The sequence below is a fragment of the Streptomyces sp. NPDC001890 genome, assembly GCF_042891445.1.
Lineage (GTDB): Bacteria > Actinomycetota > Actinomycetes > Streptomycetales > Streptomycetaceae > Streptomyces.
In genome coordinates this window covers 1-20,501 of sequence record NZ_JBIATE010000039.1, presented here as the reverse complement: position 1 = coordinate 20,501, position 20,501 = coordinate 1, and the positions used below count along the sequence as shown (strand labels likewise).

Annotated in this window: 20 protein-coding genes and 2 pseudogenes; 17 read left to right on the top strand and 5 right to left on the bottom strand. The window is 71.1% G+C overall.

Translation table 11 applies throughout. The features are described 5' to 3' along the window. The first annotated feature begins 8 nt into the window (after nt 1–8). The 6 genes from dmpG to ACFYY1_RS39830 all read left to right on the top strand — a co-directional run bounded on the left by dmpG (nt 9) and on the right by ACFYY1_RS39830 (nt 4,823). Nucleotides 9–1,031, top strand: a complete 1,023-nt coding sequence (gene dmpG, locus ACFYY1_RS39855) for a 4-hydroxy-2-oxovalerate aldolase (RefSeq protein WP_388594699.1) — start codon at nt 9–11, stop codon at nt 1,029–1,031. Nucleotides 1,032–1,055: 24 nt separating this feature from the next. After that, nucleotides 1,056–2,210: a Rieske 2Fe-2S domain-containing protein gene (locus ACFYY1_RS39850; RefSeq protein WP_388594698.1), complete on the top strand. Its 1,155-nt coding sequence runs from the start codon at nt 1,056–1,058 to the stop codon at nt 2,208–2,210. 1 nt (nt 2,211) lies between these two features. Then, a complete protein-coding gene (locus tag ACFYY1_RS39845; protein WP_388594696.1) occupies nt 2,212–2,469 on the top strand; it encodes a hypothetical protein in 258 nt (85 codons plus the stop codon). Beyond that, nucleotides 2,462–3,511 (top strand): 2Fe-2S iron-sulfur cluster-binding protein, encoded by a 1,050-nt coding sequence (locus ACFYY1_RS39840; protein ID WP_388594695.1) that lies wholly within the window; start codon nt 2,462–2,464, stop codon nt 3,509–3,511. Before ACFYY1_RS39845 ends, ACFYY1_RS39840 begins: the two co-directional genes overlap by 8 nt. 13 nt (nt 3,512–3,524) lie before the next feature. Beyond that, entirely contained in the window at nt 3,525–4,301 is a 777-nt protein-coding gene (locus ACFYY1_RS39835) for an SDR family oxidoreductase (protein ID WP_388594693.1), read from the top strand. Nucleotides 4,302–4,376: 75 nt separating this feature from the next. Then, nucleotides 4,377–4,823, top strand: coding sequence for an SRPBCC family protein (locus tag ACFYY1_RS39830; RefSeq protein ID WP_388594692.1), 447 nt, complete (start codon nt 4,377–4,379; stop codon nt 4,821–4,823). Here the strand turns inward: ACFYY1_RS39830 and ACFYY1_RS39825 are convergent. Next, on the bottom strand, nt 4,807–5,682 hold the full coding sequence (locus ACFYY1_RS39825; protein ID WP_388594691.1) for an IclR family transcriptional regulator: 876 nt from the start codon (nt 5,680–5,682) through the stop codon (nt 4,807–4,809). The genes ACFYY1_RS39830 and ACFYY1_RS39825 overlap by 17 nt on opposite strands. A gap of 179 nt (nt 5,683–5,861) precedes the next feature. Between ACFYY1_RS39825 and hsaA (ACFYY1_RS39820) the strand changes: the two genes are divergently transcribed. From hsaA (ACFYY1_RS39820) to ACFYY1_RS39775, 10 genes are all read left to right on the top strand, one after another. Continuing rightward, on the top strand, nt 5,862–7,031 hold the full coding sequence (gene hsaA, locus ACFYY1_RS39820) for a 3-hydroxy-9,10-secoandrosta-1,3,5(10)-triene-9,17-dione monooxygenase oxygenase subunit (RefSeq protein WP_388594689.1): 1,170 nt from the start codon (nt 5,862–5,864) through the stop codon (nt 7,029–7,031). A 119-nt stretch (nt 7,032–7,150) separates the two neighbouring features. Continuing rightward, a complete protein-coding gene (gene hsaA / locus ACFYY1_RS39815) occupies nt 7,151–8,317 on the top strand; it encodes a 3-hydroxy-9,10-secoandrosta-1,3,5(10)-triene-9,17-dione monooxygenase oxygenase subunit (protein ID WP_388594687.1) in 1,167 nt (388 codons plus the stop codon). Nucleotides 8,318–8,329: 12 nt separating this feature from the next. Beyond that, complete coding sequence (hsaD, locus tag ACFYY1_RS39810) at nt 8,330–9,202, top strand: 4,5:9,10-diseco-3-hydroxy-5,9,17-trioxoandrosta-1(10),2-diene-4-oate hydrolase (RefSeq protein ID WP_388594686.1); 873 nt, start codon at nt 8,330–8,332, stop codon at nt 9,200–9,202. Between the two features lie 51 nt (nt 9,203–9,253). Further along, nucleotides 9,254–10,147: a VOC family protein gene (locus tag ACFYY1_RS39805; protein WP_388594684.1), complete on the top strand. Its 894-nt coding sequence runs from the start codon at nt 9,254–9,256 to the stop codon at nt 10,145–10,147. Next, nucleotides 10,135–10,617, top strand: coding sequence for a flavin reductase family protein (locus ACFYY1_RS39800; protein WP_388594682.1), 483 nt, complete (start codon nt 10,135–10,137; stop codon nt 10,615–10,617). The genes ACFYY1_RS39805 and ACFYY1_RS39800 overlap by 13 nt, the downstream gene beginning before the upstream one ends. Further along, a complete protein-coding gene (locus ACFYY1_RS39795) occupies nt 10,617–11,486 on the top strand; it encodes a MaoC/PaaZ C-terminal domain-containing protein (RefSeq protein ID WP_388594680.1) in 870 nt (289 codons plus the stop codon). The genes ACFYY1_RS39800 and ACFYY1_RS39795 overlap by 1 nt, the downstream gene beginning before the upstream one ends. A 69-nt stretch (nt 11,487–11,555) precedes the next feature. After that, nucleotides 11,556–13,235, top strand: a complete 1,680-nt coding sequence (locus ACFYY1_RS39790; protein WP_388594679.1) for an FAD-dependent oxidoreductase — start codon at nt 11,556–11,558, stop codon at nt 13,233–13,235. A gap of 8 nt (nt 13,236–13,243) precedes the next feature. Beyond that, complete coding sequence (locus tag ACFYY1_RS39785) at nt 13,244–14,014, top strand: glucose 1-dehydrogenase (protein WP_388594678.1); 771 nt, start codon at nt 13,244–13,246, stop codon at nt 14,012–14,014. Beyond that, the gene (locus tag ACFYY1_RS39780; protein WP_388594676.1) at nt 14,014–14,778 is read left to right on the top strand and encodes a glucose 1-dehydrogenase; all 765 of its coding nucleotides are present in this window, start codon (nt 14,014–14,016) and stop codon (nt 14,776–14,778) included. The genes ACFYY1_RS39785 and ACFYY1_RS39780 overlap by 1 nt, the downstream gene beginning before the upstream one ends. Continuing rightward, nucleotides 14,775–15,689, top strand: a complete 915-nt coding sequence (locus ACFYY1_RS39775) for an alpha/beta hydrolase (protein ID WP_388594674.1) — start codon at nt 14,775–14,777, stop codon at nt 15,687–15,689. The genes ACFYY1_RS39780 and ACFYY1_RS39775 overlap by 4 nt, the downstream gene beginning before the upstream one ends. 98 nt (nt 15,690–15,787) lie before the next feature. On the opposite strand, the gene ACFYY1_RS39770 is transcribed toward ACFYY1_RS39775, so the two are convergent. The 3 genes from ACFYY1_RS39770 to ACFYY1_RS39760 form a co-directional block, all read right to left on the bottom strand. Next, nucleotides 15,788–17,407: a flavin-containing monooxygenase gene (locus ACFYY1_RS39770; RefSeq protein ID WP_388594673.1), complete on the bottom strand. Its 1,620-nt coding sequence runs from the start codon at nt 17,405–17,407 to the stop codon at nt 15,788–15,790. 13 nt (nt 17,408–17,420) lie between these two features. After that, nucleotides 17,421–18,968 carry a FadD3 family acyl-CoA ligase gene (locus tag ACFYY1_RS39765; RefSeq protein WP_388594671.1) on the bottom strand — a complete coding sequence of 516 codons (1,548 nt, stop codon included), beginning with the start codon at nt 18,966–18,968 and terminating at the stop codon, nt 17,421–17,423. Between the two features lie 383 nt (nt 18,969–19,351). After that, the gene (locus tag ACFYY1_RS39760; protein ID WP_388594668.1) at nt 19,352–19,687 is read right to left on the bottom strand and encodes an integrase core domain-containing protein; all 336 of its coding nucleotides are present in this window, start codon (nt 19,685–19,687) and stop codon (nt 19,352–19,354) included. A 64-nt stretch (nt 19,688–19,751) separates the two neighbouring features. On the opposite strand from ACFYY1_RS39760, the pseudogene ACFYY1_RS39755 reads away from it, so the two are divergent. Then, nucleotides 19,752–20,111 (top strand): annotated as a pseudogene (locus ACFYY1_RS39755) (GNAT family N-acetyltransferase); the annotation flags it as partial. Between the two features lie 85 nt (nt 20,112–20,196). Here the strand turns inward: ACFYY1_RS39755 and ACFYY1_RS39750 are convergent. After that, a pseudogene (locus tag ACFYY1_RS39750) lies at nt 20,197–20,313 on the bottom strand (IS5/IS1182 family transposase); the annotation flags it as partial. Nucleotides 20,314–20,501: the final 188 nt, after the last annotated feature.

The window sequence follows — 20,501 nt, the reverse complement described above, 5'->3', positions numbered from 1 at the left end:
TACTTCGCATGCCCTACTCGGACACCCTCGACATCCGGATCACGGACTCCTCGCTGCGCGACGGCTCGCATGCCAAGCGCCACCAGTTCACCGCCGACGACGTACGGTCCGTCGTCGCGGCCCTCGACGACGCCGGCGTCCCGGTGATCGAGGTGACGCACGGCGACGGGCTCGGCGGATCCTCGTTCAACTACGGCTTCTCCAAGACGCCCGAACAGAAACTGATCAAGGTCGCGGTGGACACCACGCGGCGGGCGAGGATCGCCTTCCTGATGCTCCCCGGACTCGGCGTCAAGGACGACATCCGGGCCGCCCACGGCAACGGCGCGAGCATCTGCCGCATCGCCACCCACTGCACCGAGGCCGACATCGCGGACCAGCACTTCGGGCTCGCCCGGGAGATGGGTCTGGAGACCGTGGGCTTCCTGATGATGGCCCACTCCACGACACCCGAGAAGCTGGCACGGCAGGGTCGCATCATGGCCGACGCGGGGTGCCAGTGCGTGTACGTGGTCGACTCGGCCGGCGCCATGGTCATGGACGACGTCACCGCCCGGGTCGAGGCCCTGGTGGCCGAACTCGGCGACGACGCCCAGGTCGGCTTCCACGGACACGAGAACCTGGCGCTCGGCACCGGCAACTCCATCGCCGCCGTCAAGGCCGGGGCCCTGCAGATCGACGGCTCCACCCGTCGGCTCGGCGCCGGCGCGGGCAACACGGCCGTGGAGGCCCTGGTCGCCGTCTGCGCCAAGATGGGCATTCGCACCGGCGTCGACGTACTGAAGATCATCGACGCGGCCGAGGACGTGGTCCGCCCGGTCATGGACGACGAGTGCCGACTCGACCGGCTCGCCCTGCTGATGGGTCACGCCGGCGTCTACTCCAGCTTTCTCAAGCACGCCTACCGGCAGGCGGAGCGCTACGGCGTCTCCGGCGCCGAGATCCTCCTGCGCGCGGGCGAGCGCCGCCTGGTCGGCGGCCAGGAGGACCAGTTGATCGACATCGCCGTGGAACTCGCCGCACAGAACTGAACCGACAGAAAGAGGAGGGACGAGATGACTGCTCTCAACGACGAGGTCCGGGTCATCGAGACGGGCAGGCCGCCGGCACGCTTCGCCCGCGGCTGGCACTGCCTCGGCCTCGCCGAGGGCTTCAAGGACGGAAAACCGCACGAGATCGAGGCCTTCGGCACCAAGCTGGTGGTCTTCCAGGGGCAGGACGACGGGCAGCTGCACGTCCTGAACGCCTACTGCCCGCACATGGGCGGCAACCTCGCCCAGGGCAACGTCAAGGGCGACGCCGTCGCCTGCCCCTTCCATGACTGGCGCTGGTCCGGCAACGGCCGCTGCGCCGGCATCCCGTACGCCCGCCGGGTCCCGCCGCGTGCCAGGACCCGCGCCTGGATCTCCCTGGAACGGAACAAGCAGCTCTTCGTCTGGAACGACCCCGAGGGCAACCCGCCGCCCCCCGAGGTCACCGTCCCAGAGATCGCCGGCATCCACGGCCCGGACGCCGACCAGTGGAGCGACTGGACCTGGAAGACCCTCCGGGTCGAGGGAGCCAACTGCCGCGAGATCGTGGACAACGTCGTGGACATGGCGCACTTCTACTACGTCCACTACGCCTTCCCGGAGTACTTCAAGAACGTCTTCGAGGGCCACGTCGCCACGCAGTACATGGAGAGCAGCCCCCGCGGAGACATGGAACTGGGCACCCTCAGCTCCGGCCGCCTGCGTTCCGACGCCTCCTACCACGGCCCCTCCTACATGATCGACCACCTCTACAGCGACGTCGGCGGCGGCGCGGAGATGGAGATCGTCCTGATCAACTGCCACTACCCGATCGACGCCGACAGCTTCCTGCTCCAGTACGGGGCGATCGTCAGGCGGCTGCCCGGGATGACGGACGAACAGGCCGCCGACGCCGCACGGCTCACCGCCGAGGGAGCCACCGTCGGCTTCGAACAGGACGTGGAGATCTGGCGGAACAAGACCCGGATCGACAATCCCCTGCTCACCGAGGAGGACGGACCGGTCTACCAACTGCGCCGCTGGTACGAGCAGTTCTACGTCGACGTCGCCGACGTCAAGGACGAGATGACCCATCGCTTCGAGTTCGAGATCGACACCCAGCGTGCCAACAAGGCATGGCGCGCGGAGGTCGAGGAGAACCTGGCCCGCCGCGCGGCGGAGACGGAAGCCGGAGCCTGACATGCGAGCGGTGGAGTGTGCGACCTGCGGCAACCAGGTCCTGTGCGAGAAGTTCAGCATCGCCCACACCTCCGTGCAGTGGACCGCCGACGCGGCCGTCGTCTGCGCGGAGTTCCGCGACCGGGTGGGGCAGTGCGGGACCACCGCCCGGATACGGACCTGCCGGGCGCTGCGGTCGAGCATCGACCGCGCGGTCGAGGACGGAACCCTGGAGATCGGCACCCTGGGGTCCGGCGCCCCGGAGGTCGCCGATGCCTGAGTCCACGACCGGGGCCCGCACCCACTGGCTGCGCGTCGTCGAGGTCATCGCCGAGACGGCGGACGCGCACTCCCTGGTGCTCCAGGCACCACCGGAGAGCGCGGACCGCTTCAGCTACCGCCCCGGGCAGTTCCTCACTTTGAAACTGCCCGGCGTCGCGGGCGGCCGACCGGCCGCCCGCTGTTACTCCCTCGCCAGTTCGCCCCACACCGGTGAACCCATGAAGATCACCGTCAAACGGGTCGCCGGCGGATACGGCTCCAACTGGGTCTGCGACCACCTGTCGCCGGGGGACGAGCTGGAGGCGCTGCCCCCGGCCGGTACCTTCACCCCTGCCTCCCTCGACCGCGACCTGCTGCTCGTCGCCGGAGGAAGCGGCATCACCCCGGTCCTGTCGATCACCAAATCGGCCCTGGCCGAGGGCCGGGGCCGGGTGGTGCTGCTGTATGCCAACCGCGACGAGTCCTCGGTCGTCTTCCGCGACGAACTGCGGGCGCTGGCCCAGGACCACCCGCACCGGCTGGTCGTGGTCCACTGGCTGGAGTCGCTCCAGGGACTGCCCGCTGTGGACCGGCTGGCCGCCACGCTCGCGCCGTACGCCGACCGCGAGGCATTCGTGTGCGGCCCGCAGCCGCTCATGGACGCCGTCGAGCAGGCCCTGTGCACGCTCGGCGCGCCTGGCGACCGGATTCACCGGGAACGGTTCTTCTCTCTCGACGCGGACGTCTTCGACGCCCCCGCGGTGCCGCCGGACACGGCGGCCGGGGGCGGCGGCACGGCCGAGGTCGAGCTCGACGGCGAGACCCACACGGTCGACTGGCCGCCCTCCGCTCCGCTGCTCGACGTGCTCCTGGCCGCGGGCGTGGACGCCCCGTACTCCTGCCGGGAGGGCGCCTGCAGTGCCTGTACCTGCCGCGTCGTGGCGGGCGAGGTCAAGATGCTCCGCAACGACGCCCTGGACGACCGGGACATCGCCGAGGGATACGTCCTGGCCTGCCAGGCCCTCCCCCTCACCGACCGGGTAGAGATCACCTACTCCTGAAGAGGAACCCACCATGTCGCGTACCTGCCTGGTCACCGGATCGGCCTCCGGCATCGGCAAGGCCACCGTGGCCTTCCTGGCGCAGCGGGGCCACACCGTCATCGGCGCCGACCTCGACGACGGCGACATCCGCGCCGACCTGGCCACGGCGCAGGGGCGGGCCGAACTCGTCGTCCGGGCCCGCGAGCTGACCGGCGGTCGTCTCGACGCCGTCGTCTCCTGCGCGGGCGTCGCGCACTTCGACCCCCTCACCATCAAGGTCAACCACTTCGGTGCCGTGGCCACGCTCGACGGTCTGCGGCCGCTGCTGGCGGCCGGTACCGATCCGCGGGCCGTCGTCGTCGGCTCCATCGACTCCGTCCATCCCACGGACCCCGCGATCGTGGCCGCCGCGCTCGCCGGGGACGAGGCGGCGGCGGTGGACGCCGCACGGGCCGCCGTGGACCGCGGCGAGGGGCACCTCGTGTACTCCTCCTCCAAGGCGGCGATCTCCCGCTGGGTCCGTCGCGCCGCCGCCACCGACGACTGGGCCGGCGCGGGTGTCCCGCTCAACGCCGTGGCCCCCGGCGTGGTCGTCACGCCCCTGACACGCCCACTGCTCGACGATCCGCAGACGCGGGCGCTCGTCGAGCGGAGCGTGCCGATGCCGCTGGACGGTCACGCCCGCCCCGAGCAGATCGCCCCGCTGATCGCATGGCTGGCCTCGCCCGAGAACACGGTCGTGACCGGGCAGGTCGTTTTCGCCGACGGGGGCGCCGACGCGGTCCTGCGCGGCGACAGCACCTGGTGACGAACCGTACGAGGCCGCGGACCCGGCTCCGCACCCGTACCCGACCCGTACCCGACCCGTACCGAGGAGACGACCATGAAGCCCCGCACGCTCGAACGCTCCATTACGCTCGCGGCCACGCCCGACGCCGTGTGGGCGGTCATCGGTGATTTCGGCACTCTCGCCGACTGGCACCCGCACCTGCCGCCGTCCACCCTGGAGGACGGCGCTGACCCCGAAGTCCCCGGCGCCGTCCGGGTCTTCGCGGTCGACGGAAAGGCCGTCGCCCGGGAGCGCCTGCTCGACCGCGACGCCGCTGCCCGCTCGTACCGCTACACCCTCCTCGACCCCGTCGCGCTCCCGGTCCACGACTATGTGGCGACGCTCGCCGTGCGTCCGCACCCCGACGGGGCCGAGGTGACATGGTCGGCCGCCTACCGGAGCGCGGACGACGTGGTGTCCGAGGTGGAGGCCCTCTTCGGGGACGGCACCTACGGCACCGGACTCGCCGCCCTGCGGGCACGCCTCACATCCAGTCGCTGAAGCGCAGCCAGGCCATCATGTTGTCCATAGAGGGCTGCGGAACCCCCGGAGCGGCCACCGCGCCGACCGCCCGCTTCTCCGACTGCCGCCCCGGACCGAACAGCGACTGCCACACCGACCGTGCGCAGCCGCGTACAGCCGGGGCGAGCCGTTCCATCTCCCGGTGGACACCGTGGCCGCACACCGAGATCGCGGCGACCGCCCGGCCCGCGCCACGCAGCGGAGCGGCCACGCAGAAGACCTCCCGGTACCCCTCCTCATGGTCGAAGGCCACGCCGCGCGCCCTCGTCCTCGCCAGCTCATGACGGAAGGAATCGGGGCGGGTGATGGTGCGCGCGGTACGCGGCCGCAGCCCGTCCCGTACCACCTGCTCGACCAGGGAGCCGTCACTGAAGGCCAGGATCGCCTTGCCCGACGCGGTGCAGTAGGCCGGCTGCCGCCCGCCCATCCGTGACGGCACCCCGGAGTCGTCCGACCCGCCGATCCGCTCCAGATAGACCACCTCGGAGCCGTCGAGCACGGTGAGGTGCACCAGATGGCCGGTGGACTCGTGCAGCGCGTGCAGGTACGGCAGTGCCGCCCGGCGCAGCCGGTTGTGGTGCGAGGCCATGGCGCCGAGCTCCAGCATGCCCATGCCCAGCCGGTAGTCGCGGCCCTCGCGCTCCAGCCAGCGCAGCTGCACCAGCTGATCAAGGATGCGGTGCGCGGAGGACCGGCGGATGCCCGAGCGCTGCACGACCTCGGTCAGCGTGAGCCGGGGCCCCGCACTCTCGAAGGCGCTCAGCACCTTCGCCGCCTTCTCCAGCAAGGACAGAGGCGGCATCCCGGACTCGGAAGCCTCGACAGCATGGGTCGTCATCGGCACCTCCCACACGCAGAGTCGGCCGACTGACGCCGGCCGAGTCCGTGATCTCCTGTATTGCGTGGAGATTGTCAGAGGATGGCAGGTGCAGGGAAGAGGGAGTTCCGTCTCGGAACAGTAACGCGTAGGTTCCCTCTCGTCACGACACGACGAGACCGGAATCCGGGAGGGGCGCCATGAGCGACGACGACGTCCTCATCGCGGTCCGCGCTCTCGCCCCCGCCCTGCGCGAGCGCGCGGCCGGGACCGAGGCACTGCGGCGCGTTCCCGACACCTCCGTGAAGGAGCTGGAGAGCGCCGGATTCTTCCGGCTGCTCCAGCCCAGGGCGTACGGCGGACTCGCCACCGATCCGGCCGTCTTCTACGCGGCCGTGCACGAGATCGCCAAGGCCTGTGGCTCGACCGGCTGGGCCGCTTCGGTCCTCGGCGTCCACCCCTGGTACGTCGCCCAGTTCGACCCACGGGCCCAGGAGGAGGTGTGGGGCGCGGACGGTGCCTCCCGGATCTGCTCCTCCCACGCCCCCACCGGGAAGGTCGCTTCCGTCGCCGGTGGTTTCCGGCTCTCCGGCCGGTGGCGCTTCTCCGCCGGTTGCGACCACGCCCGCTGGGCCCTGCTCGGCGGCCTCGTCACCGACGGCGAGGGCCGGCCGGTCGATGTGCGGACCTTCCTGGTGCCGTGCGCCGACTACCGCGTCGACGGCGTGTGGGACACCGTCGGCCTGCGCGGCAGCGGCAGCAACGACATCGTCGTCGAGGATGCGTTCGTTCCCGCCCACCGGACGCTCGGCTACGGCCCGGTGACCACGCTGCGCTGTCCCGGGCACGAGATCAACCACGAGCCGCTCTACCGGCTGCCGTATGCCGCGGTCTTCACCACCGCTGTCTCGACCGCGATGGTGGGCATCGCCGAAGGCGCCTACGAGGACCACCTCGTGGCGGCCCGGGAGAGCGTGCGCGCCTCCCACGGCCGGCGGGCCGCCGAGAGCCCCTTCGCCCAGGTGCGCCTCGCCCGCGCAGCCGGCGAGATCGACGCGGCCCGACTGCAGCTCGGCCGCAACATGACGGACCTGTACACGATCGCGCGCAGCGGTGCGGAGATCCCGACGGAGCTGCGCGCCCGCACCCGCCGGGACCAGGCGCTCGCCACCGAACGCGCCCTCACGGCCGTGGACCTCCTCATGGAGAACGCCGGCCGCGGGCCGCTGCGCACGGACGACGGCGTCCTGCAGCGCGCCTGGCGGGACCTGCACACCGGCCGCGGCCAGGCGGCCAACGACGTGGAGCGGGCTCTGGCCCTCTACGCCCAGGACGCCCTCGGCATGGACGTCCACGACCCCATGCTCTGAGCCGCAGATCCCTTTCCCGTGCGGGGGTTCCCGCTGAGTGGGAGCAGCGCATTTCGCCGCTGTACGGCACGCCGTACGGTCCTGGCATTCCCCCACCACGACCCGAAAGGGGATGCCCCATGGCCGATGACGTCCTGGCAGCGATCCGTGACCTGGCCCCCGCCCTGCGCGAACGCGCGGTCGAGGCCGAGGCACTGCGCCGGGTGCCCGACACCTCCGTCAACGAAATCGAGGACACCGGCTTCTTCCAGCTCCTCCAGCCCAGGGCCTTCGGCGGGCGCGCGGCCGACCCGGTGCTCTTCTACACGGCAGTCAAGGAGATCGCCAAGGCGTGCGGCTCGACCGGCTGGGTCGCCTCCGTGGTCGGCGTCCACCCCTGGCACGTCGCCCTGTTCGACCCCCGCGCCCAGCAGGAGGTGTGGGGCCAGGACCCCAAGACCCGCATCGCCTCCTCGTACGCCCCCACCGGCAAGGCCACCGGGGCGGCCGGCGGCTTCCGGCTCTCCGGCCGGTGGCACTTCTCCTCCGGCTGCGACCACGCCCGCTGGGCGCTCCTCGGCTGCCTCGTCACCGACGGCGAGGGCAACCCGGTCGACATGCGGGTCTTCCTCGTCCCCCGTTCCGACTACCGCGTCGACGACGTCTGGGACACCGTCGGCCTGCGCGGCACCGGCAGCAACGACATCGTCGTCGATGACGCCTTCGTCCCCGAGCACCGCGCCCTGAGTTTCGGCCCGGTCACCGCCCTGAAGGTGCCCGGCCACGAAATCAACCCCGAGCCGCTGTACCGGCTGCCCTACGCCGGAGTGTTCACCACCACCATCTCCACCCCGATCGTCGGCATCGCCGAGGGAGCCTTCGACGCCTGCGTCGAGGCCACCAGACAGCGGATCCGTGTCTCGTACGGACAGAAGGTCGTCGAGGACCCCTTCGCGCAGGTCCGCATCGCCCGCGCCGCCGGCGACATCGACGCGAGCTGGCTGCAGCTCACCCGCAACATGGGCGAGATGTACGCCCTCGCCGAGCGCGGCGAGGAGATCCCGATGGAGCTGCGCACGCGCACCCGGCGCGACCAGGTGCTCGCCACCGAACGCGCAGTCGCGGCGGTCGACCTGCTGATGGAGAACTCCGGCGGCAACGCCATGCGCACCGGCCCCGGTCTCGTCCAGCGCGCCTGGCGCGACGCCCACACCGGTCGCGGCCACGCCGCCAACGACCCGGAGCGGGCACTGCTCCTGTACGGGCAGAGCGCGCTCGGCATCGACATCCAAGACACCATGGCCTGAGAGGCGTTGCAGATGGCTGAGCTCACCCACGAGTCGACCTCCCGCACCGTCAAGGCGGCGGGACTCACCCTCCACTACCACGAGGCCGCGCCCGCCGGCCGCCCGCACGAGGCACCCGTCGTCATCATGCTCCACGGTGGCGGTCCCGGCGCCTCCGCCTGGAGCAACTTCGGCCGCAACCTCCCCGTCCTCGCCGAGCACTTCCGCACCCTCCTCGTCGACCAGCCCTGCTTCGGCCGCTCGGACAAACCGGAACTCGACAAGGACTACTTCAGCTTCAGCGCGGACGCCGTCGCCGCCCTGATGGACGAACTCGGCATCCACCAGGCGCACTTCATCGGAAACTCCCTCGGCGGCGGCACCGCTGTCCGCATGGCCCTGAACCACCCCGACAAGGTCGGCAAGCTCCTTCTGATGGGCCCCGGAGGGGTCTCCGTCAACCTTTTCGCACCCGACCCCACCGAGGGCATCAAGCGCCTCTTCGAGTTCAGCGCCGCACCCGAGCCGGCCAAGGAGCAACTGCGCGCCTTCCTCGAAGTCATGGCGTACGACCAGTCGATCGTCACCGACGAACTGGTCGAGGAACGCTGGGCCTCGGCCAGCGACCCCGACACCCGGCTCGGCAACGCCCGGATGGCGGCCTCCTTCGCCAATCCCGCCTGGGCCGAGGACGTGATGCTCTGGCGCGAGGCCCACCGGATCACCCAGCCGGTGCTGCTCACCTGGGGCCGCGAGGACCGCGTCAACCCCCTCGACGGCGCGCTGGTCGCCCTCAAGACCATTCCCGACGCCCGCCTGCACGTCTTCCCGCACTGCGGGCACTGGGCCCAGACCGAGCAGGCCGACGAGTTCAACCGCCTCGCCGTCGACTTCTTCTCCCACTGAATCCCCCCTGACCTCCCCTGACCTTTCGTCACGACACAAGAGGTGCTCACCATGGACATCCGTGCTCTCGGCTACCTTCGCCTGGAGACCACCACGCTGGACGACTGGCGGCGCTACGCCCTCGACGTCCTCGGCATGGTGGAGGCATCCGGCACCACCGAGGACACCCTCTGCCTGCGCCTGGACGACCGCGCGTACCGCATCGTGATCCAGGCGGGCGAGAGCGACCGGCTCCTCGCGGCCGGCTGGGAGGTGGCGAACGCCGCCGAACTGCTGCGCGCAGCCGACGAGCTGGAAGCGGCGGGAGTCGCCGTCAAGGCCGCCGACCCCGCCGAGCTGGCCGAGCGCCGCGTCCGCGGCCTGATCCACGTCACGGACCCGGGCGGCAACCCGCTGGAGATCTACTGGGGCCAGGCACAGGACCACAGCGCGCTCGGCACCCCGTACGGCAATCGCTTCGTCACCGGAGACCTCGGCCTCGGCCACGTCGTGCTCCCGGTACCGGACATCGAAGCCGCGCTCGACTTCTACGAGAACCTGCTGGGCTTCCAGCTCCGCGACTCCATGAAGCTTCCGTCGCAGGCCGTCCCGACCGCCGCTGAACAGCGGGAGTTCCACTGGATGCACTTCCTGAGCCCCAACCGCCGTCACCACAGCCTCGGGCTCTACCCCGGCGCGCTGCCTCCAGGCATCGTGCACTTCATGGTCGAGCTGGAGACCCTCGACGACGTGGGCCGGGGCCTCGACCGCATGCAGGCCGCGGGCATCCCCATCGCGTCCAGCCTCGGCCGCCACACCAACGACCGCATGGTGTCGTTCTACGCCCAGGCCCCCGGGGGCTTCCAGGTCGAGTACGGCTGGGACGGGCTGATCGTCGACCCCGCCACCTGGGTGGCCAAGGAGATCACTGCCGACAGCTTCTGGGGCCACCAGTGGAACGGCTGATCGCCCCCTCCGAATTCAGGGACGTGCTCGGACGTTTCGCCAGTGGCATCACGGTGGTGGCGACACTCGACGGCGCGGAGCCCGTCGGGTTCGCCTGCCAGTCCTTCGCCTCGCTGTCCCTCGACCCCCCGCTGGTCATGCTGGCCGTCGGCAAGAACTCCACCAGTTGGCCGAGGATCGAGCGGTCGGGCCGCTTCTGCGTCAACATCCTTGCCGAGGACCAGCAGGCCACCTGTGCCGCCCTCGGCCGCAGCGGACCCGACAAGTTCGCCGGGGTGCGGTGGCGCGTCGGCGAGCACGGGACCGTGCGCGTCGACGGAGCCCTGGCCCATGTGGAGTGCGAGCTGCACGCCGTGCACGAAGCCGGGGACCACCACCTGGTCACCGCACAGGTGGTGGCGCTCGACGCCGGCGAGGACGGCCGGCCGCTGCTGTTCTTCCGCAGCCGCTACGCCGTGGGCGCGTTCTGATGGCCCTCGACGTCGCGAAGGCGACCTCCGCGCCTCCGGTGCGCACCGAAGTCACGTGGGACGAGCGCGACGTTCGGCTCTACCACCTGGCGCTCGGAGCGGGCGTCCCCGAGACCGACCCGCGCGAACTGCGGTACGTCTACGAAGGATCCGAGCGGGGCCTCCAGGTCCTGCCCACCTTCGGAGTCGTCGCGGGCGGCACCGGTGGCGTCGGCTTCCAGGTCTTCGACCTGCCGGGCGTCGACATCGACCTGGCGAACGTGCTGCACGGCGGCCAGGAGATCACGGTGCACCGCCCGTTGCCCACCGCGGCCCGTGCGACCGCGGTCACCCGGGCCGCGGCCGTGTACGACAAGGGCAAGGCCGCCGTCATCGTCCAGGAGTCCACCCTCCTCGGCGAGGACGGCGCGCCGCTGATCACCCAGCGCAACCAGATCTTCGTCCACGGGGAGGGCGGCTTCGGCGGCGACCGCGGCCCCTCCGAGCGCCTTCCCGCGCCCGACCGCGCACCCGGCCTGGTGACCGAGATCCCGACGCTCCGTCAGCAGGCACTGCTCTACCGGCTCACCGGGGACTGGAACCCGCTGCACGCCGACCCCGCCATCGCCCGCCGCGCGGGCCACGACCGCCCCATCCTGCACGGCCTCTGCTCCTTCGGGATGGCGGTCAAAGCGGTCACCGACCGTCTGCTCGACGGCGACGCGAGCGCGGTCACCGGCTGCCGCACCCGCTTCGCCGGGGTGTTCTACCCCGGCGAGACCCTGCGGCTGCGTGTCTGGGACACCTCCGACGGCTACCGGCTGACGGCCACGGCCGCGGACCGCGACGACGCGCCGGTCCTCACCGATGCCCGTATCGCCGCACGCTGACCCGGGGGCCGGGACGGGGGACGGCCCGCCCCGGCTGCCGACCCACCCGACAAGATCAGGGAGAACGCGATGAACGACACGTGGGACCACACGTACGACGTGGTGGTCGTCGGCTCCGGTGCCGCCGGTCTGGCCGCGGCCATCACCGCCCGGCTGCGCGGACTGAGCGCCCTGGTGGTGGAGAAGACCGACGTCTACGGCGGCTCGACCGCCCTGTCCGGCGGCGCGATCTGGGTCCCGGACAACTTCCACCTGGACGCCGCCGGGCTCGGCGACACCCCGGAGAAGGCCCGCGCCTATCTGGACGCCACGGTCGGCGACCGGGTCCCCGCCGCACGCAAGGACGCCTATGTCGCGTACGGACCACGGATGGTGCGGGAATTCCATGACCGTACGGCCGTGCGGTTCGTCTACACCCCTGGCTACTCCGACTACTACCCCGAGCGGCTCGGCGGCTACCCGCAGGGCCGTTCCATCGAACCGCAGATCTTCGACCTCAAGAAACTCGGCCCGGAACAGCGGGCCACCCTGCGCCGTGCCGGGTTGCCCACCTACGGCCTCACCATCACCTCCAAGGACTTCCGACAGCTCAACATGGTCGGACGCACCTGGGCCGGCCGCCGGACCGCCGTCAAGGCCGGCGTCCAGGCGGTCAAGGCCCGGCTCTCCGGCCAGGAACTTCTTTCCCTCGGCGAGGCGCTCGTCGCCCGCATGCGGCACTCCCTCGACACCCTCGGCGGCGAACTGTGGCTCTCCGCCCCGCTGACCGGACTGCTGGAGGAGAACGGCAGGGTCACCGGCGTCCGGGTCACCAGGGACGGCCGGGAGCTCACCGTCCGGGCGAACGGAGGTGTCGTCCTCGCCTCCGGGGGCTTCTCCCACGATCAGCGGCTGCGCGAGAAACACCTGCCGACGCCCACCTCCACCGAGTGGAGCTCCGCGGCCGACGGACAGACCGGTGACGCCCTGGAACCGGCGGTGGCCCTCGGAGCCGCGACCGACCTGATGGACCGGGTGTGGGGCGCGCCGTCGGTGGTGCCACCCGACGGGAAGCCGTTCTTCCTCGTTGCCGACCGCGGAATCCCCGGCATGGTGATCGTCAACGCGGTGGGGGAGCGCTACGCCAACGAGGCCGCCCCGTACCACGAGTTCGTCGACGCCATGTACGCCAACGACAGGCCGGGGGCGACCACTGTGCCTTCCTGGCTGCTCCTCGACGCCACGTCCAAGGCCCGCTACATCTTCGTGGGACTCTTCCCGGGCCAGGCCTTCCCCAAGCCGTGGCTGGAAAGCGGCTTCGTCAAGAAGGCCGCGACAGTCGAGGAACTGGCCGCACGCATCGGCGTCGCCCCGGAGCGGCTGCGCGCCACCGTGGACCGCTTCAACGGCTTCGCCCGCGCCGGCCGCGACGAGGACTTCCACCGCGGCGACAGCGTCTACGACCGCTACTACGGCGACCCGACGCTGCCCAACCCCAGCCTCGCGCCGCTGGAGAAGGGCCCGTACTACGCGATCCCCGTCCACCCGGGCGACATCGGTACCAAGGGCGGCCTGGTCACCGACCCCACGGCCCGGGTGCTGCGGGAGGACGGCACCGCCATCGACGGCCTGTACGCCTCCGGCAACGTCTCGGCCGCCGTCATGGGGGAGACCTACCCGGGGCCCGGCGCGACCATCGGCCCCGCCATGACCTTCAGCTGGCTCGCGGTCGACCACATCGCCCGTACCCGCTCCCCCGAGAAGCGGTGAGGGGTCCGGTGGCGGATCTGCGGGGCAGGACTGTGATCATCACCGGTGGAGCGCGAGGGATCGGAGCGGAGGCCGGACGGGTGGCCGCCGAGGCGGGCGCCCGGGTCGTGCTCACCGACGTACGCGCGCAGGAGGGGCGGGCCGCGGCCCGGAGGCTCGGCGCCGACGCCCGGTTCGTCCGCCACGACGTCACCTCCGAGGACGACTGGCGCGAGGTGGTGGAGTTCGCGGTGGCCGCCTTCGGACAGGTGGACGGACTGGTGAACAACGCGGGCATTTCCGGCGGTTCCCACCTCCTGGAGGAACAGCCGGCCGAGGCGTTCCGCCGCGTCCTCGACATCAACCTCACCGGCGTCTTCCTCGGTATGCGGGCCGTGATCCCGGTGATGCGGGAGAACGGCGGCGGTTCCATCGTCAACATCTCCTCCGCGGCCGGCCTCATGGGCCTGGCGAAGACCGCCGGCTACGGGGCGGCCAAGTGGGGAGTGCGCGGGCTCACCAAGCTCGGCGCGGTGGAGCTCGCAGCCGACCGGATCCGCGTCAACTCCGTACACCCCGGCATGATCCACACTCCGATGACCGCCCACGTCGGCATCGAGCGCGGCGAGGGAAAGTACCCGAACACACCCATGGGCCGAGTCGGTGAACCCCGGGAGATCGCGCACACGGTCGCCTTCCTGCTCTCGGACGCCGCCTCGTACGTCACCGGCGCCGAACTGGCCGTCGACGGCGGCTGGACGACCGGCCCGACCCTCCGACCGACCGAGGAGAACCGCTGATGCCCGTCGATCTCACAGGAAAGGTCGCGCTGGTCACCGGCGCGGCACGCGGCATGGGCGAGGCCGAGGCCCGCCTGTTCACCGCCCTCGGGGCGAAGGTCGTCCTCACCGACGTCCTGGAGGCCGAGGGAGCGGCGACGGCCGCCTCCCTCGGCCCCGTCGCCCGCTTCGTGCACCACGACGTGACCGACGAGCGGTCCTGGGCGGCCGCCGTGGCCACCGCCCTGGACGCCTTCGGCCGACTCGACGTCCTCGTCAACAACGCCGCGATCTACTCCACCTCGCCCATCACGGAGGAGGACCCGGACCGCCTGGAGGCGATCCTCCGCGTCAACCTGATCGGCCCCTTCCTCGGCGTCCGTGCCGTCGCCGGGGCGATGAGCGCGAACGGCGGCGGGTCCATCGTCAACATCTCCTCGCAGGCCGGCCTCCAGGGCGTGTGGGGGCACGGCGCCTACGGAGCCGCGAAGTGGGGGCTGCGCGGCCTGACCAGGACGGCCGCGCTGGAGCTCGGTGCGGACGGCATCCGGGTCAACTCCGTCCACCCGGGCGCCATCGCCACGGCGATGACCGCCCACCTCGGAACCGAGAAGCATCCCGGCACGCCGCTCGGACGGGTGGGGCAGCCCGTGGAGGTTGCCCACCTCGTCGCCTTCCTCGCCTCCGATGACTCCTCGTACCTGTCCGGCGCCGAACTCGCCGTGGACGGCGGAGCGTCGGCGGGCCGCATGCCGGTCCTCACTCCGAAGGGAACGGACGCGTGAACCGACCCGACCCCGAAGTCCAGGCGGTCATCGACCTGGCCACCGCGGGCTTCCCACCGCTGGCGACGGAGATGACGGACATCGCCGAGGTACGCGCCTTCTTCGCCGCCCGCCCCCGCCCGCCCGTCCTCCCGCCCCCCGTCGCCCGGGTCTCGGACGAGGACGCCGACGGCGTGCCCGTACGCGTCTACGAACCGACTGCCCACGAGACCGCCCCCGTCATCGTGTTCTGCCACGGGGGCGGCTTCGTCCTCTGCGACCTCGACAGCCACGACGGCTTCTGCCGCTCCCTGGCCCGCGCCACGGAAGCGGTCGTCGTCTCCGTCGACTACCGCCGGGCCCCCGAGCACCCCTTCCCGGCCGCCCCCGAAGACGCCTACACGGCCCTGCTGTGGACGGCGGCGACCTTCCCGGGCCGCCGGATCGCCGTCGCCGGGGACAGCGCGGGCGCCAACCTCGCCACCGTGCTGACCTTGCTCGCCCGCGACCGGGGCGGCCCCGAGATCGCCTGCCAGGCGCTCTACTACCCGATGCTCGACCCCACCCGCTCCCGCCCCTCGCACCGGGAGAACGCCCAGGGCTACTTCCTCACCTCGGATCATCTGCGCTGGTACTGGGACGGCTACCTGCCGGACCCGGCGGCTCGCACCAGTCCCTACGCGGCCCCGCTGGCGGGCGCCGACCTGTCCGGGCTCCCGCCGGCCCAGGTCGTCACCGCCGGCTTCGATCCCCTGAGGGACGACGGACTGGCGTACGCGGACGCCCTTGCCGCGGCGGGCGTTCCGGTGGAGGCCCACCACCACCCGGGGATGTTCCACGGTTTCCTCTCCATGGCGGGCGCCCTGTCCGTAGCGGCCGAGGCCCGGGAGGCCGCCTTCGCCGCCCTGCGCGCGATCCTCGCCCCGAACTGACCGCCGCGTACGTGCGCGCTCCGCCCCCACCCGATCAGGTGGGGGCGGAGCGCGTTCCCGCATGACGGACGCCGCATGGACGTACCGTCGGCCCCGCCTCAGTCCCGTATCAGCGCGAACCCCTCGTACCCCGAGGCAGCGACGTCCGCGATGATCTCCCCGTACACCCCGAAGCCACCGATGAACGGCATGAACACCCGCGGCTTCCCCGGTATGTTGGCCCCCAGGTACCAGGAGTTCGCCGCCGGGAACAGTGTGGCCGCGGCCCGGTCGCGGCATTGCGCGCCCCACTGCTCGACGGCTTCCCCGCTCGCCTCGATCGCGCGGTAGCCGTGCTCGTCCAGATGGCCCAGGCAGTCGCCGAGCCAGTCGACGTGCTGCTCGGCGCACAGCACGACGTTGGCCATCACGGACGGACTGCCGGGGCCGGTGAGGTTGAACAGGTTCGGGAAGCCGTCGACACTCAGGCCCAGATAGGTCCGGGGGCCCTCGCTCCAGACGTCCTTCAGCGTCCGGCCGCCACGCCCGCGGACGTCCACCCGGTCGATCGCGCCGGTCATCGCGTCGAAGCCGGTCGCGTACACGATCGCGTCCAGCTCCACACGGGTGCCGTCGGCCAGCACGATCCCGGTGTTCTCGATGCGTTCGATCGCGTTCCCCCGCAGGCTGACGAGGCGTACGTCGTCGCGGTTGAACGTCTCGTAGTAGTGCGAGTCGGTGACGATCCGCTTGGTGCCGATCGGATGGTCGGTGGGGACGAGCAGGTCGGCGGCGGCCGGGTCCTCGATGATGGCACGGACCTTCTTCTCCCAGAACGCGCGTGCCGCGTCGTTCGCCGTGCGGTCGGTGAGCTGGTCCGGGAACGTCTTGGAGTACAGGACACCGCCGAGATCCCAGCGCTCCTCGAACGCGGCCCGCCGCTCCTCGGGGGACACGTCGAACGTCGCCGACGCGTGTGCCGTGTGGGGCGAACCGCCACCGCTGAGCCGGGACAGCCGCCGCCGCTCGGCGTAGCCGGCCTTCTGCCGGCGGCGCGTCGCGTCGTCCAGTGGCTCGTTGCCCGCCGGGATGCTGAAGTTGGCGCTGCGCTGGAAGACGGTGAGGTGCGCCGCCTGCGCGGCGATCAGCGGGATCGCCTGGATGCCGGAGGAGCCGGTGCCGATCACCCCGACGCGCAGGCCGCTGAAGTCGACGCCCGCGTGGGGCCAGGCACCAGTGTGGTAGGTGGCGCCGGTGAACTCCCCGGCCCCCGCGATGTCCGGTACGTGGGTGCTGGAGAGGCAGCCGACGGCGAAGACGCAGAACCGGGCCGACACCACCTCGCCGCCGTCCGTGCGGACCGTCCAGCGCAGCGTTTCCTCGTCCAGCTCGGCCGAGGTCACCGAGGTCGAGAAGGTGTAGCTGCGGCGCAGGTCGAAGCGGTCGGCGACATGGTGCAGATAGCGGATGATCTCCGGCTGGGCGGCGTACTTCTCGCTCCAGTCCCACTCCTGCTGTAGATCCTCGTCGAAGGAGTACGAGTAGTCCACGGACTCCACGTCGCAGCGGGCGCCCGGATAGCGGTTCCAGTACCAGACGCCGCCCACGTCGTCGCCCCGCTCGAAGCCGCGCACGCTGTGGCCGAGACCGCGCAACTTGTGCACGGCGTACAGACCGGTGACGCCCGCTCCGACGACCACCACATCGACATCGACGGACTCGGTGATGCTGTCGTTCACGTTCGTACTCTCCTCATCGGGTGGTGGTGTTCCCCGCCGGCCGCCGCAGCGCGTTCTTGTCGACCTTGCCCGCCGCGTTGTGCGGCAGGGCCGGTACGGAGCGGAAGGCACGCGGGACCTTGAAGTTCGCCAGCCGCTCACGCGTGTACGCGGTCAGCTCCACCGCGTCGATCGGAGCCCCGGCCGCCGGTACGCAGTAGGCGACGCCGACCTCCCCGAGCCGCGCGTCCGGCGCGCCCACGACCGCCACGTCCAGGACGGCCGGGTGGCCGCGCAGCACCTGCTCCACCTCCGCCGGGTACACGTTGAAGCCGCCCACCACGAACATGTCCTTCAGCCGGTCGGTGATCCGCAGGAAGCCGCGCTCGTCGAGGACACCCACGTCCCCGGTGTGCAGCCAGCCGTCCGCGTCGACGGCCTGGGCAGTGGCCTCGGGGTCGTCGAGATAGCCCTGCATCACGTGGTAGCCGCGGGTGAGGATCTCCCCGGGCTCCCCGGGCGGTCCGTCGACGCGCAACTCCGTGCCCTCCAGAGCCGTCCCGAAGGTGCGGGCCAGTGTCTCCGGGGACTCGTGCGGCGGGCAGATCGCGACCACGCCTGTCGACTCGGTCAGTCCGTACGCGGTGTTGACGCTTCGAGCGCCGAGGCACGTCCTGATCTGCTCGATGAGCGCGGTGGGGATGTTCGCGGCGCCCGTGACCGCCATCCGCATCGACGTGAGGTCGTACGTCTCGCGCTCGGGATGATGGATGAGCGAGGTGAAGACCGTCGGCGCACCGGTCAGGACGGAGATCCGCTCGTCCTGCATCCGCCTGAGGACGGCCCCCGTGTCGAACACCCGCTCCGGGACGATCGTCGCCCCGCGCAGCAGGCAGGCGAGGACACCGGCCTTGTAGCCGAAGGTGTGGAAGAACGGGTTGACGAGGAGGTAACGATCGCCACGCCGGAGGGTGACCGTACGCGCCCAGGCGTCGTAGACGCGCAGGTTCTGTCCGTGGGTGGTGGGCACGCCCTTGGGGCAGCCGGAGGTGCCGGAGGTGAAGAGGATGTCGGCGGTGTCGGCGGGGCGCACGGCGGCGGTACGGGCCAGCCGCTCCTCCCCGGTCACCCGGTCCGCACCCGAGAGGAATCGAGACCAGTCCGCGGAGTGCAAGGTCACCGTCCGCTCCAGGAGCGGGAGTTCCTCACCCGAGGCCGCAAGCAGCGCCCGGTAGTCCGTACCCAGGAAATCGTGCTCGGTGAACAGGAGCCGGGTGCGGGACCGGCGCAGGATGTCGGCGGCCTCGGCCGCCTTGTAGCGGGTGTTCACCGGGACCAGCACCCCGCCTGCCGCCACCGTGCCCAGCGCGGCCACCACCCAGCGGGCACTGTTGGGCGCCCACACAGCGACCGGGTCACCCGGGCGCACCCCCTGAGCGATCACCGCGCGTGCCATCCGGTCGACCCGGTCGCGCAGCTCCGCGAACGTCCAACGCTCCTCGCCGAAGACGAGGGCCTCCTCATCCCCGTATCTCTGCGCGGCCCAGTCCGCGAGCCGGGCGATGGTCTGCGCGCCCTTCATGATCTGTCACGTCCTCCCTGCGGCCCGGCCCCTCGGGCGGGGCACGGGCGGTGGAACCACGGCGGATCGGAGCCTGACAGGAAGAGGTGGCCCGGCGCAGGTGGCGGTTCCCGCTCACCGGGAAGGTGGTGGGAGCACTTCGGCCTTCCGGCTCTCCGACCGTCCGACACGACCGCGCAGCCTCCGGGAAGCCGCAGTGACACGGCGGACATGGCAGGGGCAACGCTTCAGCGCCGGATGCTGACGGTCACCTGAATGCCACCAACAGCGCTCATTCCGCCGCCGAGCACGGTCACGGCAGGGGCCGCGGCCAAATGGCCTGTCAGAGCCAGGACCACCACGGCGATGAAGGTGCCCTTGCCGAAAACGTCATCCGCATGAGGTCATGCGGCATGGCGGTACGCGTGGAGTATGCCGCCGAGACGATCGCGGCGGCGTATGTCGAGGTGGGCGATCGCGTCCGGAACAGCGATCGGTGTGGGAAATGGATACAGCGAGCGGGCATTCTCGATGCCCTGATGCGGCTGATGGGAGTTGTAGAACCGTTCGAACACGGGCAAGGCGTGGAGCAGATGCCGCTGATTCCAGATCGAGGTGCGGTCCAGCAGTTCGCGCCGACAGGTCTGCACCCGCCTCTCCATAACCGAGTTCATTCTCGGCGTCCGGACGCCGCTGAGCGCAACCTTGATGCCCGTATCGGCGAGGATCGCGTCGAACAAGGCGGGGGACTTCCCGTCCCGGTCCCGGTCCCGGTCCCGGATCGAGAATCGTGCCCAGCAGCGTGCGGACACCGGTTTCACTCAGAAGTGGCCCTTCCAGGACTTCGTCGACACCGCCGAGCCGGCGTGCTGGACGGCTGAGTGGAACGGGCAGGACATGCTCGGCGTGGCCCTATGCTCCATCTGCCGCCAGGACCACACCGTGGGCGAGGTCGAAAAGCTGAGCGTCCGAACGGACAAGCGACGCCGTGGAATCGGCCGGGCCCTGCTGCTGGACGGGCTGCGAAGTCTTCGCGGGTACGGTCCAGCAACAGCCTGGCTGTACACAGGCACGGAAAATCCGCACCGGCCCTACGATCTTTGCGAGAGCGTGGGGTTCCGGCGGCAGAACGAGTACGCCCGATACCGAAAGCCGCTGGTTTGACCGACCCGTCATCGGGCTGTCCAGACAGTCCACAGGATTCGACAATGCCTCGCGCGAGCTCCCCTGTGATTACTACGACGGTGTCCTATGTGGTGAGTCGGATGAGCCTTTTGTAGCAGCAGAGGGCGGCGGCGAGGCCGAGGAATGCCAGGTAGTTGTGGGGGTGGCGTTCGTAGCGGTGCTTGAGTCGGCGGTAGCCGGCCCTTTTGGGCCCGTACGTGGGCGGAGTCGAGGACCGCGTGGGTCAGGTCGAGCAGGCCGCACTCGTCGATGCGGTCGAGCACCGCCTCGTGCAGTGAGGTTGATCCCCGGGAGTGGACACCGGGTTTCACGCGACGAGTGACAGCGTACGTGACGTGATCAGTTGCTGTTCAAACTCGGCTGGTGTGA